The following is a 14,702-nucleotide window of genomic DNA, read 5'->3' as shown; positions in this document are numbered from 1 at the left end:
GAGGCCCGGCCTTCATCCACTTCCCGTCATCCACGCGGGCGCGATGCTCAGCCGCCGCGTTTCTTCGCCTGCAGCGCGCGAATCCGCATCACCGCGCCGGTATCCGCCACGGTGTGCTCGTACATCGCCGCGACGTCGCGCTTGAGCGCGGTGCGCGAGCCGCCGTCCAGGTAGACCATGTGCCCGGAAGGATAAAAACGCGCCGACAGGTTCTTGCGCACGCCGGCATCCTCGAGCGGCATCTGCTGCAGGTCGAGCACGGTCTGGTAGAAGGGCGTGACGAAGTCGTAGAGCCCATTCGCCGACAGCACCTTCAGGTCGACGTTGAGCGCCATCACCGCGGCCAGGTCGCCGGCCGTGTAGAGCACCACGTTGCCCTTGTCGTCCAGGCCCACCTGCGCGCCGGTCGGATCGGTGTGCTTGAAGTCCCAGTTCGCGAAGGCCTGGTCGTTGAGGTCGGTGAACGCGGAATTCGAGGTGTACTTCAACTGCTCGTTCAGATACGAATTCCACATCGCCGTGTAGACGCCGGTCACGGCCGTCATGGTCGGGTCGTTGCCGCCCGAGTTCGGATCGATATTGCCGGCGATGCCCGAGGAGATCGCCGTCACGCGCCCGTCGTAGGAACCCAGCGAAAGCCCTTGCGCGCGCAACAGCGTGGTCAGGAACACCGAGTTGCCGCGCGCGTCGTAGCCGGCCACGTCGAGGCTCCAGGACAGCAGCGTGGCGGTGTCGATGCCGGTGTATTCGGACAGCTTCTGCACCACCGCCGCCTCGGTCTGCGGGAACTTGCGCAGCGCCTCCAGGTAGTCGGTGCGCGCGAACTGCGCGACCTCCTCGACGAAGGCGCCGAGATCGGTGGGCGTGGGCGTCACGCCGAGCCGCTTGTGGTACCAGGCATCGGCGGCGGCGGTCGGCAGCGCGCCCACCGGGTTGCCGGCCTGGCGATAGTCGAGGATCGAGGATTGCAGCGTGATGCCGTTCAGGTCGACGCCGTCCTCGTGCAGCTTGTAGGCCAGCACGCAGCTGCGCGCGGTGCCGTAGGACTCGCCGTACAGGTACTTCGGCGAATTCCAGCGATTGTTCTTCGTCAGGTAGCGCTTGATGAACTGCTTGAGCGAATCGGCATCCTCGTCGACACCCCAGAAGTTGCGATTCTTGAACGGCGCCACGGCCGCCGAATAACCGGTGCCGACCGGGTTCACGAACACCAGGTCGCTCTTGTCGAGCAGGCTGTCCGGGTTGTCCTCCATCTGGTACGGCGCCGGCGGCGTGAAGCTCGGCATCGAGGTGCGGATGCGGCGCGGCGCGAACGAGCCGAGCAGCACGAACACCGACGACGAACCCGGTCCGCCGTTGTAGAAGAAGGTGACCGGGCGCGCCTCCTCCTTCTGCCCGTCCTGCGTGAAGGCCACGTAGAACAGCTTCGCGTTGGGCTGCGAGCTGCTCGGGTCGACCGTCACCAGATGCCCGGCGGTGGCCGTGTAGGCGATCCGCTTGCCGTCGAGCGTCATGGTGTGATGCGTGACGGCCTCGCCCTCGGTGGTGTCGGTGACCGAATCGTCGGGACCGTTGCCGTAGGCGACCGGATCGAAGAAGGGTTGGTCGCGGCCGTGCGCGAGCGCGACCGGATTGACGGTCGGCGGCACGCCGTGCGAATTGTGCGCGCCATGATGCAGCGGGTAGGTGCCGCCGCTTGACGAAGATCCCGATTGGTTGCTCATCGTGCCGCTCCTTCTGGTTTTATCGAACGTGCTTGAATGAACCGCGCTTGATCTTGGGGTGCTGGTCCTGTGCTGGTCCCATGGTGCTGGTGATCCTTGCCATGCCGCCGATCTCGACGGTCCTGCCCTCGTGTTGCCTTCTTCCTGCCGCCTGCGCGGCGACGCCACTCGCCGCGAGCCGGCCGGCACCCATGCGCCGGCTCGCCCGCGGCTCGCTCCTGCCTGTCCTGCTTATCCGCCTGTCGCGCGGCCCTGCTGCGAGCCGCCCGAGCCGCCTTGGAGCGCGGCCGCCACCTTCGCGCCGTCGGGGCTGCCGAGCCCCGTGCAGGCGTCCCAGCCCTCGGACGCCGCGAACGCGCCGTTATTGCCCTGCGTGATGTCGTGGAACGCGCCCGGCTGCGCGTAGAGCTTGGGATTGGCCCAGCCCACCGGGCTCTTGCCGTTCGCGTTGATGCGCGCGATCAGCGCCGCCCACAGCGGCGCCACCGCGCTGGTGCCGCCCAGCACGGCGGAGGTGCCCGCGATCGAGATGATGTAGCCGGTGGTCGGCGAGGCGTCACCCGCCACGTCGGGCACGCCGCGCTGGCTCAGCGGCGTGCTGCCGCCGCCGGTCGCCTTGGCCGACAGCCCCTTCTGGTACGAGGGCGCCGGGAACACCGCGCTGACGCCGCCGCCGCCCGCGCCGCCGCTGGCCGCCTCGTCGTTCCATACCACCTCGCGACGGATCCCCTGCCCGGCCTGCGCGTCCAGCGTGGTGCCGCCGCAGGCCAGCACGTAGGGGCTCGAGGCCGGGAAGTCGACATGGTTCGAACCGTCCTGCAGCCCGTCGCTCGAGCCGCTGTCGCCCGAGGCCGCGCAGACCGTCACGCCGAGCGAGGCGGCCGTCTTCAGCACGTTGTTGAACGCGGTGATCGATTGTTGCGTCCATGAGGCTTCCGGGCCGCCCCAGCTGATCGACACCACCGAGGGGCGGTTGGTGCTGTCGTGGATCGCCTGGTTGACCGACTGGATGAAGCCCGCGTCGCTGTTGCCCGCGAAATAGACTGCGATGGTCGCGCCCGGCGCGATCGCGCCGGCCACCTCGATATCGAGCGCGACCTCGCCGTCGGGGCCGTTCGGATCGTCGGTCGGCGCGTTGCGCCCGCCGTTGACGCTGACGTCGACCAGCTTCGGCGGCTTGACGCCGAGCTGCTCGAAATATTGCCGGATGTCGGCCGCGCGATAACCGCCGCCGAGCTCGACCAGCGCGATGCACTGGCCCGCGCCGTCGCCTTCCGGGAAGTTGTAGATCGAGGCCAGTTGCAGCGGCGTATACGAGGTGTCGGCGCCGCTGCGCGCGGGCTGGAACGGCGGACGGAAGCGGAAGTGGGGATGCGCCTGCGGGCGCGTGTCGAGGCCGAGCACGGCGGTGACCGCGTCGTGCAACTCGTCGGGCAGCGCGATCGCGCCGGTGCGCGCGCGGAACGAGCCGATCGCATGATGTTCGTACTTCTCGAGCTTGACGCCGAACGCATTCTCGAACTGGGCGATGGTGCCGGCCAGCTCCACCACGCTCTGCACCGGATCGACGCGCTCCACCGTCAGCTGGTGGCGCTTGGCGAACGCCTCGGTGTGCTGGATGTCGTCCGCCCTGGCGCCGAAACGCTTGGCGAAATCCTCGCGCGATACCGGCTTGGCGGCCGGGTCGCCGCTGGCGAGCTTGTCGACCAGCGCGTCGAGCGCCTGTTCTCCCTCGCGTCGCAGCATCACCGTCACGTGGATCCGCTCGGCGGGATCGCATGCGCCGATGCACTTCGATTCCGTGATGACCTTAGGTTCGCTGCCGGCGTGAAGATGCCTTGCCATGTTGTGACCCTCCTGGATACCGTGTTGCACGGACTACGGAAAATCCGACCTGCCCTGCCCGACTCGGTTCCGGCAGGTTGACGGCGTCCTCTCAGCGACGCCGCAATCGATCGATCTGGATAGGAACGGCCAGACGAGTGTAAAGCAGTGGCGGCAAACTCGCGCGCGCGTTTCGTGGCGCCGGAGCCTTGTGGAAAGCAACAAATGCAACAAACCGTTGCCGCCCGATCAATCGGGTCCGGCCAGTTCCTCGCGCAGCCATTCGACGAAGCGCGCGAGCTCGGGGCGCTCGATCAGGCCGTGGCGCCGATGCACCGCGATGGCCTCGGGCAGCCGGATCGATTCGTTGCACGGCGCGACCAGCGTGCCGTTTTCGATCATGCGTCCCGAGGTGCGCCGCCAGCCGATCGCCAGGCCATGTCCCTCGACGGCGGCCTGCAGCATCAGCGCGTAACTGTCGAACACCAGGCCGCGCGCGTCGGCCGGCAACGCATGCCCGGCGGCGGCCAGCCAGGTATCCCATTCGAGCTGGTAAGGGGGCCTCGCGTGATGGTGCAGCAGCACGTGGCCGCCGAGCCGGCCCGGCTCGACACGGCCGCCGTGACGTTTCAGGTAGGCGGGGCTGCAGACCGGGAATACCTCGTCCGAGGCGGTAAACAGCAGCGGATGCAGGCCGCTGTCTCGATTGCTGCTCTGCAGGGCGAGATCGAAATGGCCTTCGAATTCGACCAGCGGGCGGGTGGTGGTGGCCAGCTTCAGGGCAACCTCGGGGCAACGCTGGTGAAAACTCGACAGCCGCGGCATCAGCCAGTGGAACGCCTCGCTGAGCTGGCAGAGCAGCACCACCTCGTTATCGGCGGCCACCCCGCGCAGGCGATCGGCATCGGCCGCGATGCTGCGCAATGCATTACCCAGGGTCATATGAAATTCCTGCCCGGCGGCGCTCAGGAAGACCCCGCGGTTGCGGCGCTCGAACAGCCGCACGCCGAGGTCCTGCTCGAGCGCGAGGATCTGCCGGCTGACCGCGGCCTGGGTCAAATGCAGCTCGTCGGCCGCGCGCGAGAAACTGCCCAGGCGGGCGGCCGCCTCGAAGGGCAGCAGGCTGGCCAGCGGGGGCAGCGACTTGCCGAGCTTATTCATGATTGCAGGTAATACCTGGCGACGAAAACATCGTTTGTAGCACAGCCGGCGGCGGCCTGAAGATCGGCAAGGCGTGAGGTCACGTTCGCCGCGCCTCACGGGTCTGCCGATCCCCGCCCGCTTCCGGAAGCCTTTCACCATGAACACGATCGCCGATTACCGCATCTATCCCCTGGTCAGCCCCCTGCAAGCCGTTCGAATGGAAGCCGGCCACCTGGCCGTGACCTGGGGCGACGGTCGCCTCAGCCCGTTCCACCATCCCTGGCTGCGCGACAACTGCCCCTGCCCCGACTGCGTGTATGCCGTGACGCGCGAGCAGGTATTCGAGATCGTCGACGCGCCCGAGGACCTGCGCCCAACGCAAGCCTGGGTGGACGAAGGCGGCGCGCTCGCGGTGCGCTGGGCCGATGGCCACGCGAGCCGCTTCGATCCGGGCTGGCTGCGCGCGCATGCCTACGACGCCGCCTCGCGCGCCGAGCGCCGCCGGGCGCGCGCCCGGCCGCAACGCTGGCGCGCCGGGCTGGCGCTGCCGGTGTTCGAGCACGACGCGGTGATGGAGGACGACGCGACGCTGCTGGCCTGGCTGGGCGCGGCGCGCGATGTCGGGCTCACGCAGTTGCGCGGCATGCCGACCGAGCCGGGCACGCTGGCGCGCCTGGTCGCGCGCTTCGCCTTCGTGCGCGAAACCAACTTCGGCACGCTGTTCGACGTGCGCTCCAAGGTCGATGCCGATAGCAATGCCTATACCGCGTTCAACCTGCCGCTGCACACCGATTTGCCGACGCGCGAGTTGCAGCCGGGCCTGCAGTTCCTGCATGCACTGGTCAACGATGCGCGCGGCGGCGACAGCAGCTTCGTCGACGGCTTCGCGATCGCCGAGGCGATGCGCGAGGAAGCGCCGGATCTATACCGGCTGCTCTGCGAGGTGCCGGTCGAGTTTCGCAACAAGGATCGGCGCAGCGACTATCGATGCATCGCGCCGGTGATCGCGCTCGATGCGCTCGGCGAGATCGCCGAGGTCCGCTGCGCGAACTTCCTGCGCGGCGCCTTCGATGTCGAGGCCGAGCGGATGGAGGATTATTACCGCGCCTATCGGCGCTTCCTGGCGATGACGCGCGAGCCGCGCTTCCGCTTCCGGATGCGCCTGGAGGCCGGCCGCGCCTGGTGCTTCGACAACCGGCGCGTGCTGCACGCGCGCGATGCCTTCGATCCGGCCAGCGGCGCGCGGCATTTCCAGGGCTGCTACGTGGATCGGGACGAGTTGCTTTCGCGGATCCGGGTGCTGGAGCGACAGGCGGGAAGATCGGGCTGACCGGTTCGGCCATGGTGTACCGCATGCCATCCGGATCGTCGCCGAAAGCTTTGAAAGACAGGTTCTCGAATACCCACCTTAATTAGCCTTTTCAATTAATGTCGAAGTAATTTTTTCTATTATCGTGAATTATGTATATTTTCCCGATTTAAAGAGAGGGCACATTCCGCCAAGCAGGCGGTCGTCCGACCCGGGAAATCGCGGCACAATTTCGGCGCCGCGGTGGACATGAATATCAGCGGCTATGTCGGCAAGACGATGAAGGATGCCAGCGGCCACGACGTGAAGATCAACTCGTTCGCCGACCTGAAACACGTGGGCGACGGCTATGGCGTCACGTACTTCCCCAAGGAAAACATGCACTGGTCCGACACGGGCCATTGATCGAGCAGGAACCGGAAAGCATGATGCGCAAATTCGTAGTGTCGATCGCCGCCCTGGCGGCATGTCATCTGGCTCACGCGCAGGCCTCGCCAGCCGTGGGAATCTGGGAGCAGTTGTCGGTCGCGAGCGCGCAAGGCGATCACGCCCGCCAGCGCAGGGACTTCGTGTTCACCAACCAGAAGCTCGACGAGGACACCGTGTTCAGCGGCCTGGTCGACGTGGGCACGCGGGCGGCGGTAGTGTGCTGCGTGAAGGTGCAGAAAGGCGCGGCGCTGACGCTGCCGCAACTGCTCCAGAAGTACCAGTGGGAGGACGACGACGTCGCTCATCTGAAATCGATCACCGGCGCCAAGTACATCTACGAAGCACGCGTGGTCAACGACGCCGAGCAGAACGCACGCATGCGCAAGCTCGTCAAGAGCCTTAACATGCCGCCGCCGCTGTCGCCGTATTCGGCAGCCGTCATCGCCGGCAAGCTCAGCGCCGTGGAACTCGACAAGCATTTCACGGTGGGCACCGCGGCCATCACGTTCTCGACGCGCTCGCTGCGCGGCGGCGACGCGCTCGCCTATCAATTCTCGGTCAACGGCAGCGCGCTCACCCTGACCGAGCAGAACTATCCCGATTGACGGATCGGGCTGATCCAAGGAAGACCTATGGCAGGCGTGATTCGTGTGGGCGATCCCACCAGTTCCCATGGTCAGGTGAAGCAGGGATCGCCGACCTGCTTATTCATGGGCAAGGCGGTCGCCAGGAAAGGCGACCCGGTGTCCTGTCCCGAGCATGGCGATACGCGCATCGCCGGGGCGAGTTCGCGCGCGCTGGACCATGGCCTCGAGATCGCTCAGGACGGCGACCGCTGCGAATGCGGCTGCACGCTGATCTCCACGCTACCGAGCGGCGGCCCGCGATGACACGGCCGGCGCCCGGCCGCCCTCAATCCATCGACAGCCGCGCCGCGAACGCGAACAGCGCGAGCGCGAAGGTATAGCGCTGCACCGTCTGCGCCAGTGGATGCGCGCGCATCCAGGCCGCGATCCGCGAGGCGCCGCTCACATAGGCCGAATCGAAGACGATGCCGGTAGCCACCAGCAGCGCGCCGAGCAGGCTGACCTGCAAGCCGACCGAACCCGCCTCGGGCCGCACGAACTGCGGCAGCAGCACCGAGCAGAACAGCAGCGCCTTGGGGTTCAGCAGGTTGGTCAGCAAGCCTTTCACGAAAGCCTGTCGCAGCGCGCCGCTGCGCGCCGTGCCGGCTGCCGCCGCCGCGTTCATGGCGAACGGCGGCGAGCGGAAGATCTGCCAGGCCACATAGACCAGGTAGGCCGCGCCGCCATAACGCACCAGATCGTAGAGCCAGGGCGCGGTACGCAGCAGGGCCGCCACCCCGCAGGCCGACAGCGTCACATGCGCGGCGCGCGCGATGCCGAGCCCGGCGGCGGCCGCGAAACCGGGGCGCATCCCGCGATTGATGCCGGTCTGCAGCAGCAGCGCCATGTCGGGACCGGGCAAGGCGTAGATGGCGGCCAGCGCCGCGACGTAGAGGGCAAGCAGGTGGAGCGAAATCATGGTGCGGGAAGACGGCCAGGAAACGGTTGGACAGGTCTCGCGCGGCGCCGGGCCACGCTGGAAACGGCTTCCATCTTGCCCGTGTCGCCGGAGTGTTTTTGAGCCATTTATAGGCGACACCACTCACATCTGAGCGTGATTCCTCTATATTTCTAAGATCAAACGAAGGAATCCCCTCCCACCATGAACGAGCTCGACAAAACCGATCGCGCCATCCTCGCCGCGGTGCAACGCGACGGCCGCATCCCGATCGCCCGCCTCGCCGATTCGGTCGGCCTCAGCGAGACGCCCTGCGCGCGCCGCCTGAAGCGGCTCGAAACCGAAGGCTACGTGGAGCGCTATCGCGGCCAGCTATCGCGCAAGCGGCTCGGCTACGGCGTGGTGGCCTTCGTGCTGCTGCGCATCGCCGTGCACGACCGCAGCCTCGCCGACCGCTTCGAGCGCGAGGTGATGGCGATGCCGCGCATCCTCTCCTGCCACAACGTGTCGGGCTCGGCCGACTACCTGCTGCAGGTGATCGGGCGCGACCTCGACGACTACGGCAGCTTCGTGCGCGACGCGCTGCGCGTGCTGCCGGGCGTCACTTCGGTGGAATCGGTGCTGTCGCTGCGCGAGGTCAAGGCCGACGAGGGCCTGCCGATCGGCTGAGCCGGCCGCGCCGGACGCGGCGGCAGCGAGAGGAAGCGAGCCGCCCTTGGGAGCGCGGCCCGCGAAGATTCAGCGCGCAACCGGCACGCGCAGGTGGGCGCTGGCCAGGTCCTCGAGGAAGGCGGCCACGATCGGGTCCTTTTTCGCCCGGCGCGCCACCACCATGTGGAAGGTCACGTCGTAGTTGAGCAACTCGGGATTGAGCGGCGCCAGCAGCCCCTGGGCGACATAGGGCGCCGCGAAATGCTCGGGCAGGTAGCCGAGGTGGTGCCCCGAGAGGATCAGCAGCGCCACCGCCTCCATGTTGTCGGCAGTGCCGGTCACGCGGTCGGGCGAGGTCGAGAGCTGCGCCTCGGGCAGCGGGTAGGTCCGCCAGGCCCATTCGTGGCCGGCCACGTCGGCGGCGGCCAGGGCGCCCGCCTGCTCGAACAGCGCATGCCCGCGCCCGCAATAGGCCACCTGCCGCTCGACGAACAGCGGCGTGTAGTCGAGCACCGGCACGCGGTGCCAGAAATAGCCGACCGCGATCTGGATCTCGTCGCCGAGCAGCTTTTCCTCCAGGTCACCCGGCGGGCGCACCGAGATCGAGAACTTCACGGCCTCGTCGCGGGTGCGAAACGCGGCGATCGCCTCGGCGATCCGCGCGTTCTGGCTGATCGGCGTGTGGCCGATCAAGCCGATGTTGAGCGTGCCCACCAGTTGCTTGTCCATGTGGCGCGCGGCGCCGCCGAACTCGTCGAGCGCCACCAGCAGCTTGCGGCTCATGGCCTGGAAGCGCTCGCCCTTGGGCGTGAGCCGGAAGCCGCTGCGGCCGCGCTCGCAGAGCCGGTAGCCCAGGCGCGTCTCGAGCGACGACAACTGGGCGCTGATGGTCGACTGGCCGACGTTGAGCACCGCCTGCGCGGCGGTCACGCCGCCCGCGTCGGCCACCGCGAGAAACACCCGGATCAGGCGCAGATCCAGCGTCGACAGATTCCCCAGCACGAATGACTCCCCTTGTTTACATCGATTCCGATCGATGTTGACGTCGAAACCTTGGCATTTTTCCAGCCCGGCAAAGCGCGTACAACTGTGCGTCGCGCCGCGTCGAATGATACGGCGGCTATCGATCCACACGAAACAGAATCAACGAGACAGCTCCCCATGAACGATTCCCGCTACTTCCAGCCGCTCGGCGGCAACGAAATGCCGCGCAGCGGCGGCATCGCCACCATGATGCGCCTGCCGCACGTGCAGGACGCGGCCGGCCTCGACGTCTGCTTCGTCGGCGTGCCCTTCGACCTGGGCACCTCGAACCGCACCGGCGCGCGCTTCGGCCCGCGCCAGATCCGCTCGGAATCGGTGCTGCTGCGCCCCTACAACATGGCCACGCGCGCGGCGCCCTTCGATTCGCTGCGCATCGCCGACGTCGGCGACGTGGCGATCAACCCCTACAACCTGCACGACTCGATCGCCCGCATCGAGGCGGCCTACGACGCGATCCTCGCGCACGACTGCAAGCCGATCACGCTCGGCGGCGACCACACCATCGCGCTGCCGATCCTGCGCGCGATCCACCGCAAGCACGGCAAGGTCGCATTGATCCACGTCGATGCGCACGCCGACGTCAACGACACCATGATGGGCGAGAAGATCGCGCACGGCACGCCGTTCCGCCGCGCCGTCGAGGAAGGCCTGCTGGCCACCGACCGGGTGGTGCAGATCGGCCTGCGCGGCACCGGCTACGCCGCCGAGGATTTCGACTGGTGCCGCCAGCAGGGCTTCCGGGTGGTGCAGGCCGAGGCCTGCTGGAACCAGTCGCTGGCGCCGCTGATGCGCGAGGTGCGCGAGCAGATCGGCGACACGCCGGTCTACATCAGCTTCGACATCGACGGCATCGACCCGGCCTACGCGCCCGGCACCGGCACGCCCGAGATCGCCGGCCTGACCGTGCCACAGGCGCTCGAGATCGTTCGGGGTACCTACGGCCTGAACATCGTCGGCGCCGACCTGGTGGAGGTGGCCCCGCCCTACGATCCGTTCGGCACCACCGCGCTGCTCGGCGCGAACATCGCCTACGAACTGCTCTGCGCGTTCCCCGGCGTCAAGTATCGCGACTGACCGGCCAGCGCCGCACCAGCCAGCACCAGAAGAACCAGGAGGAGATGTCAAGATGCACACGCAAACGCCGGTCAGGCAACCTCGGCGGGCGGCACTCGCGTCGTTCGTCGGCACCACCATCGAGTGGTACGACTTCTACAGCTACGCCACGGCGGCCGCCATCGTGTTCGGCCCGCTGTTCTTTCCCGGCGAAAGCCGTCTCGTCAGCCTGCTCGCCTCGTTCGGCTCGTTCGCGGTGGGCTTCTTCGCGCGCCCGCTCGGCGGCCTGCTGTTCGGCTATCTCGGCGATCGCTACGGCCGCAAGCGCTCGTTGCTGGCCACCCTGCTGCTGATGGCCGTCGCCACGGTGGCGATCGGCCTGCTGCCGACCTACGCGCAGGCCGGCGCGCTGGCGCCGGTGCTGCTGGTGCTGATGCGCGTGCTGCAGGGCATCGCGGTTGGCGGCGAATGGGGCGGCGCGGTGCTGCTGGCCGGCGAGCACGCGCCGGAAGGCAAGCGCACCTTCTTCGCCTCGTTCGCGCAACTGGGCAGCGCCAGCGGCCTGATCCTGTCGATGGTGGCCTTCGGCGCGATCAGCACCTTGTCGAAGGAAGACCTGATGAGCTGGGGCTGGCGCCTGCCCTTCCTGGCCAGCGCGGTGCTGCTGGTGGTGGGCTTCGCGATTCGCGCGAGCGTGTCGGAGTCGCCCGAGTTCGTCGAGGTCAAGGCGAGCGGCGAGATGGCGGCCAACCCGGTGCGCGAGGCGCTGCGCCAGTGGCCGCTGCTGTTGCTCGCGATCGGCGCGAACGTCTACGGCATCGCCGGCGTCTATTTCAGCAACATCTTCATGATCAGCTACGCGACCCAGTTCCTGTCGCTGGATCGCTCGATGGTGCTGCATTGCATGACCATCGTGGCGGGCCTGCAGTTCGTGGTGCAGCTCGGCGCGGCCTGGGTGGCGCAGCGCTTCGGTACCAATCGCGTACTGCTGGCCACGGCCGCCTGGGCCGCCGTGGTGCCCTTCATCATGCTGCCGCTGGTGCATGCCGGCACGCCGCTGAGCATCACGCTCGGCATCGGCCTCGCGACGCTGGCCGAATCGGGTTATTACGCGGTGGTGGCGGGCTTCGTCAGCGGCATGTTCGCGGCGCGGATCCGCTACACGGCGATCTCGATCTCGTACCAGGTCTGCGGCGCGCTGGCCGGCGGCCTGACGCCGCTGGTCGCTACCGTGATCGCGCAGAACAGCGCCCCGCAATGGTGGCCGCTCGCGCTGCAGTACACGGCGGCGGCGCTGTTGTCGGGCTTCTGCGTGCTGAAGATCGTGCGGCGCGGCGATGCCGGGCGGCTCGATCGTGGCCTGCACGAGCACGCCGGCAAGGGCGAGCTGCGCGCGGCGACCGCGGCGGCGAGGTAAGGCCGCCTCAGGTAACACGGCCTCATCCACAGCTGCCGGTATCGATCGAGGTCGTGCCAGCCGCGGCCGCTTCTCATCCGATGATCCGCCTTACCCCGCCGCGCGCGCCATCGCGCGACGCAGCGCGGCATGGATGGCCGGCCGGTTGCTCTGCGAGGCGTTGAAACGCAGGTATCGCGTCGCGTTGCGCGAGACGCTGAAGACATTGCCCGGCGCCAGCACCACGCCCTCGTCGAGCGCATGGCGCGCCACCACGGCCGCGTCCAGCCCTTCGGGCAGCTCGGCCCACAGGAACATTCCCGCGCGCGGCCGGATCGGCACCTCGAGGCCGGCCGCCGTCAGTTGCCGCAAGGTTTCGCTGCGCGCGTCGCCGAGCCGCGCGCGCAGGCCGTCGAGATGGCGCCGGTAGGTGCCGTCCACCAGCAGGCGATGCACCACCGCCGAACTGAGGCCGCCGTTGCCGAAGGTGGTGGCGAGCTTGAGATCGATCAGCGGATCGATCCAGTCGCGCCGCGTGGCGATGTAGCCGCAGCGCACCGCCGCCGACAACGTCTTCGAGAAGCTGCCGATCGCGATCACGCGCGACAGGCCGTCGAAGGCCGCCAGCCGCGGCGCGGGCTCGATCTCGAAGTCGGCGAAGATGTCGTCCTCGACGATCAGCAGGTCGTGCTCGGCCGCCAGCATCAGCACGCGATGCGCGACGGCCGGCGCCAGCGTCGCGCCGGTCGGGTTGTGGATCGCCGAGTTGGTCACGTAGAGGCGCGGGCGATGCTCGGTCAGCACCCGCGCGAAGGCTTCCGGATCGGGCCCGTTGGCGGTGTAGGGCACGCTGACCAGCCGCACGCGATGGGCACGCAGCAGCGCCTGGAAATTGAAGTAGCAGGGATCGTCGAGCACCACGGTGTCGCCCGGTTCGAGCAGGAAGCGGCACAGCAGGTCGAGCGCGTGGGTGCCGCCGTCGGTCAGCAGCAACTGGTCGGCCGCCGCCTCGATGCCGTGCTGCGCCAGCCGTAGCGCGAGTTGCTGGCGCAGCGCCGGCAGCCCGCGCGGCGCGCCGTAGTCGGCCAGGTCGACCTGCGCGTCGCGCGCCACGGCCCGCAGCGCGCGGCGCACGCCCTCGTCGGGCAGCCAGGCGGCCGGCAGCCAGCCCGCTCCGGGCTTCAGCGCGTCGCTGCCGGCTTCCAGCGATTGCCGCGTCAGCCACAGCGGGTCGAGCTCGCGGTCCAGGCTCGGGCCCACGTCGGCCAGCGCGAACGGCGGCGCGTGGCCGGCCACGAAGAAACCGGCGCCGCGCCGGGCCGATAGCGCGCCCTCGGCCACCAGTCGGTCATAGGCCTCGACCACGGTCGATTTCGATACGCCGAGCAGCTCCGCCATCGAGCGCACCGAAGGCACGCGCGCGCCCGGCATCAGGCTGCGATTGGCGATCCGCGCCCGCAGCGTGGCCATCACCCGCGCGACGCGGCTGCCCGTGGCCGCGGGCTCCGCCGCCCTCACCTCGTTTTCGCTCGCCATCTGTCCGGCTCCTCGATCAGTACAGTTTCCCTGGATTGTGCTGATCCGTAGCTTAACCTGGACGCCCCGGCATGGGATGCTGGAACGCTCCTCCTTCCATTCATTCGACGGATGCGCCATGCAGAACTCCACCCAAGGCTGGCTGAACGGTTTCCTCGGTGTCCTGATCTTCAGCGGCTCGCTGCCGGCCACGCGGATCGCCGTGCACGGCTTCGACCCGCTGTTCCTGACGGTGGCGCGCGCGGCGATCGCCGGCCTGCTGGCGATCGCCCTGCTGCTCGCCTTCCGTGAATCGCGGCCGGCGCGCGTCGACCTGCTGCCGCTGGCGATCGTCGCGTTCGGCGTGGTGGTCGGCTTTCCGCTGCTGACCGCGCTGGCGCTGCAGCACATCACCTCGGCGCACGCGATCGTGTTCGTCGGGCTGCTGCCGCTGGCGACCGCGATCTTCGGCGTGCTGCGCGGCGGCGAACGTCCGCGCGCGGCCTTCTGGGTGTTTTCGTCGATCGGCAGCGCGGCGGTGGTCGCGTTCGCGCTGCGCGACGGCATCGACGCCTCGCCGCTGGGCGACCTGCTGATGGTGGCGGCGATCCTGGTCTGCGGGCTCGGCTACGCGGAAGGCGCGCGCCTGTCGCGCAAGCTGGGCGGCTGGCAGGTGATCTCCTGGGCGCTGGTGCTGTCGCTGCCGCTGATGCTGCCGATCGCGATCGCGATGCGCCCGGCCTCGTTCGCCGCGATCGAAGCGCCGGCCTGGTGGGGGCTGGCCTATGTGTCCCTGTTCAGCATGCTGATCGGCTTCGTGTTCTGGTATCGCGGGCTGGCGCTCGGCGGCATCGCCGGCGTCGGCCAGTTGCAACTGCTGCAGCCCTTCTTCGGCTTCCTGCTGGCCGCCTGGCTCCTGCACGAGGCGGTGCCGGCCTCGATGCTGGTGGTGACGGCGGTGGTGGTGGCCTGCGTGGCCGGCGCGCGGCGCTTCGCGGGGGCGCCGGCGGCGCGGCCGGCGCGCTGAAGCCGACGCCGCCCGAGGCAACCAGGGGGCACGGCGACAAGCGGTATGCGCGGCGCGATCATC

At 68.6% G+C, this 14,702-nt stretch carries 14 protein-coding genes; 8 read left to right on the top strand and 6 right to left on the bottom strand.

Annotation, left to right across the window (positions count from 1 at the left end; all coding sequences use genetic code 11):
* Nucleotides 1-47 precede the first annotated feature (47 nt).
* The 3 genes from BM43_RS01690 to BM43_RS01680 form a co-directional block, all read right to left on the bottom strand.
* The gene (locus tag BM43_RS01690; protein WP_036054432.1) at nt 48-1,724 is read right to left on the bottom strand and encodes a S10 family peptidase; all 1,677 of its coding nucleotides are present in this window, start codon (nt 1,722-1,724) and stop codon (nt 48-50) included.
* A gap of 231 nt (nt 1,725-1,955) precedes the next feature.
* Nucleotides 1,956-3,569 carry a S53 family peptidase gene (locus BM43_RS01685; protein ID WP_036054434.1) on the bottom strand — a complete coding sequence of 538 codons (1,614 nt, stop codon included), beginning with the start codon at nt 3,567-3,569 and terminating at the stop codon, nt 1,956-1,958.
* 228 nt (nt 3,570-3,797) lie between these two features.
* Nucleotides 3,798-4,709, bottom strand: a complete 912-nt coding sequence (locus tag BM43_RS01680; protein ID WP_017920667.1) for a LysR substrate-binding domain-containing protein — start codon at nt 4,707-4,709, stop codon at nt 3,798-3,800.
* Nucleotides 4,710-4,848: 139 nt separating this feature from the next.
* On the opposite strand from BM43_RS01680, the gene BM43_RS01675 reads away from it, so the two are divergent.
* The 4 genes from BM43_RS01675 (at nt 4,849) to BM43_RS01665 (ending at nt 7,319) form a co-directional block, all read left to right on the top strand.
* A complete protein-coding gene (locus tag BM43_RS01675) occupies nt 4,849-6,021 on the top strand; it encodes a gamma-butyrobetaine dioxygenase (RefSeq protein ID WP_036054436.1) in 1,173 nt (390 codons plus the stop codon).
* A 228-nt stretch (nt 6,022-6,249) separates the two neighbouring features.
* On the top strand, nt 6,250-6,405 hold the full coding sequence (locus tag BM43_RS42545; protein ID WP_308729544.1) for a hypothetical protein: 156 nt from the start codon (nt 6,250-6,252) through the stop codon (nt 6,403-6,405).
* A gap of 20 nt (nt 6,406-6,425) precedes the next feature.
* Complete coding sequence (locus BM43_RS01670; RefSeq protein ID WP_124083623.1) at nt 6,426-7,034, top strand: hypothetical protein; 609 nt, start codon at nt 6,426-6,428, stop codon at nt 7,032-7,034.
* A 27-nt stretch (nt 7,035-7,061) separates the two neighbouring features.
* The gene (locus BM43_RS01665) at nt 7,062-7,319 is read left to right on the top strand and encodes a PAAR domain-containing protein (RefSeq protein WP_036054438.1); all 258 of its coding nucleotides are present in this window, start codon (nt 7,062-7,064) and stop codon (nt 7,317-7,319) included.
* 22 nt (nt 7,320-7,341) lie between these two features.
* On the opposite strand, the gene BM43_RS01660 is transcribed toward BM43_RS01665, so the two are convergent.
* Complete coding sequence (locus BM43_RS01660; RefSeq protein WP_036054440.1) at nt 7,342-7,974, bottom strand: LysE family translocator; 633 nt, start codon at nt 7,972-7,974, stop codon at nt 7,342-7,344.
* Nucleotides 7,975-8,157: 183 nt separating this feature from the next.
* Between BM43_RS01660 and BM43_RS01655 the strand changes: the two genes are divergently transcribed.
* Nucleotides 8,158-8,622, top strand: a complete 465-nt coding sequence (locus BM43_RS01655; RefSeq protein ID WP_025100722.1) for an Lrp/AsnC family transcriptional regulator — start codon at nt 8,158-8,160, stop codon at nt 8,620-8,622.
* A gap of 69 nt (nt 8,623-8,691) precedes the next feature.
* On the opposite strand, the gene BM43_RS01650 is transcribed toward BM43_RS01655, so the two are convergent.
* Entirely contained in the window at nt 8,692-9,606 is a 915-nt protein-coding gene (locus BM43_RS01650; RefSeq protein ID WP_036054442.1) for a LysR family transcriptional regulator, read from the bottom strand.
* Between the two features lie 159 nt (nt 9,607-9,765).
* On the opposite strand from BM43_RS01650, the gene speB reads away from it, so the two are divergent.
* Nucleotides 9,766-10,722 (top strand): agmatinase, encoded by a 957-nt coding sequence (speB, locus tag BM43_RS01645; protein WP_036029109.1) that lies wholly within the window; start codon nt 9,766-9,768, stop codon nt 10,720-10,722.
* Nucleotides 10,723-10,774: 52 nt separating this feature from the next.
* Nucleotides 10,775-12,118 (top strand): MFS transporter, encoded by a 1,344-nt coding sequence (locus tag BM43_RS01640; protein ID WP_036054444.1) that lies wholly within the window; start codon nt 10,775-10,777, stop codon nt 12,116-12,118.
* 90 nt (nt 12,119-12,208) lie between these two features.
* Here the strand turns inward: BM43_RS01640 and BM43_RS01635 are convergent, their stop codons facing one another.
* Nucleotides 12,209-13,567, bottom strand: coding sequence for an aminotransferase-like domain-containing protein (locus tag BM43_RS01635; protein ID WP_036056962.1), 1,359 nt, complete (start codon nt 13,565-13,567; stop codon nt 12,209-12,211).
* 184 nt (nt 13,568-13,751) lie between these two features.
* On the opposite strand from BM43_RS01635, the gene BM43_RS01630 reads away from it, so the two are divergent.
* Nucleotides 13,752-14,639 carry a DMT family transporter gene (locus tag BM43_RS01630; protein WP_036054447.1) on the top strand — a complete coding sequence of 296 codons (888 nt, stop codon included), beginning with the start codon at nt 13,752-13,754 and terminating at the stop codon, nt 14,637-14,639.
* Nucleotides 14,640-14,702: the final 63 nt, after the last annotated feature.

Source organism: Burkholderia gladioli, assembly GCF_000959725.1.
Classification (GTDB): Bacteria; Pseudomonadota; Gammaproteobacteria; order Burkholderiales; family Burkholderiaceae; genus Burkholderia; species Burkholderia gladioli.
This window is presented reverse-complemented; position numbering and strand designations above follow the sequence as displayed.

What these genes read in the sequence shown, in the direction of transcription:
- BM43_RS01690 (WP_036054432.1), bottom strand. Translation starts at nt 1,724, where the DNA reads ATGAGCAACCAATCGGGATCTTCGTCAAGCGGCGGCACCTACCCGCTG.
- BM43_RS01685 (WP_036054434.1), bottom strand. Translation starts at nt 3,569, where the DNA reads ATGGCAAGGCATCTTCACGCCGGCAGCGAACCTAAGGTCATCACGGAA.
- BM43_RS01680 (WP_017920667.1), bottom strand. Translation starts at nt 4,709, where the DNA reads ATGAATAAGCTCGGCAAGTCGCTGCCCCCGCTGGCCAGCCTGCTGCCC.
- BM43_RS01675 (WP_036054436.1), top strand. Translation starts at nt 4,849, where the DNA reads ATGAACACGATCGCCGATTACCGCATCTATCCCCTGGTCAGCCCCCTG.
- BM43_RS42545 (WP_308729544.1), top strand. Translation starts at nt 6,250, where the DNA reads ATGAATATCAGCGGCTATGTCGGCAAGACGATGAAGGATGCCAGCGGC.
- BM43_RS01670 (WP_124083623.1), top strand. Translation starts at nt 6,426, where the DNA reads ATGATGCGCAAATTCGTAGTGTCGATCGCCGCCCTGGCGGCATGTCAT.
- BM43_RS01665 (WP_036054438.1), top strand. Translation starts at nt 7,062, where the DNA reads ATGGCAGGCGTGATTCGTGTGGGCGATCCCACCAGTTCCCATGGTCAG.
- BM43_RS01660 (WP_036054440.1), bottom strand. Translation starts at nt 7,974, where the DNA reads ATGATTTCGCTCCACCTGCTTGCCCTCTACGTCGCGGCGCTGGCCGCC.
- BM43_RS01655 (WP_025100722.1), top strand. Translation starts at nt 8,158, where the DNA reads ATGAACGAGCTCGACAAAACCGATCGCGCCATCCTCGCCGCGGTGCAA.
- speB (WP_036029109.1), top strand. Translation starts at nt 9,766, where the DNA reads ATGAACGATTCCCGCTACTTCCAGCCGCTCGGCGGCAACGAAATGCCG.
- BM43_RS01640 (WP_036054444.1), top strand. Translation starts at nt 10,775, where the DNA reads ATGCACACGCAAACGCCGGTCAGGCAACCTCGGCGGGCGGCACTCGCG.
- BM43_RS01635 (WP_036056962.1), bottom strand. Translation starts at nt 13,567, where the DNA reads ATGGCCACGCTGCGGGCGCGGATCGCCAATCGCAGCCTGATGCCGGGC.
- BM43_RS01630 (WP_036054447.1), top strand. Translation starts at nt 13,752, where the DNA reads ATGCAGAACTCCACCCAAGGCTGGCTGAACGGTTTCCTCGGTGTCCTG.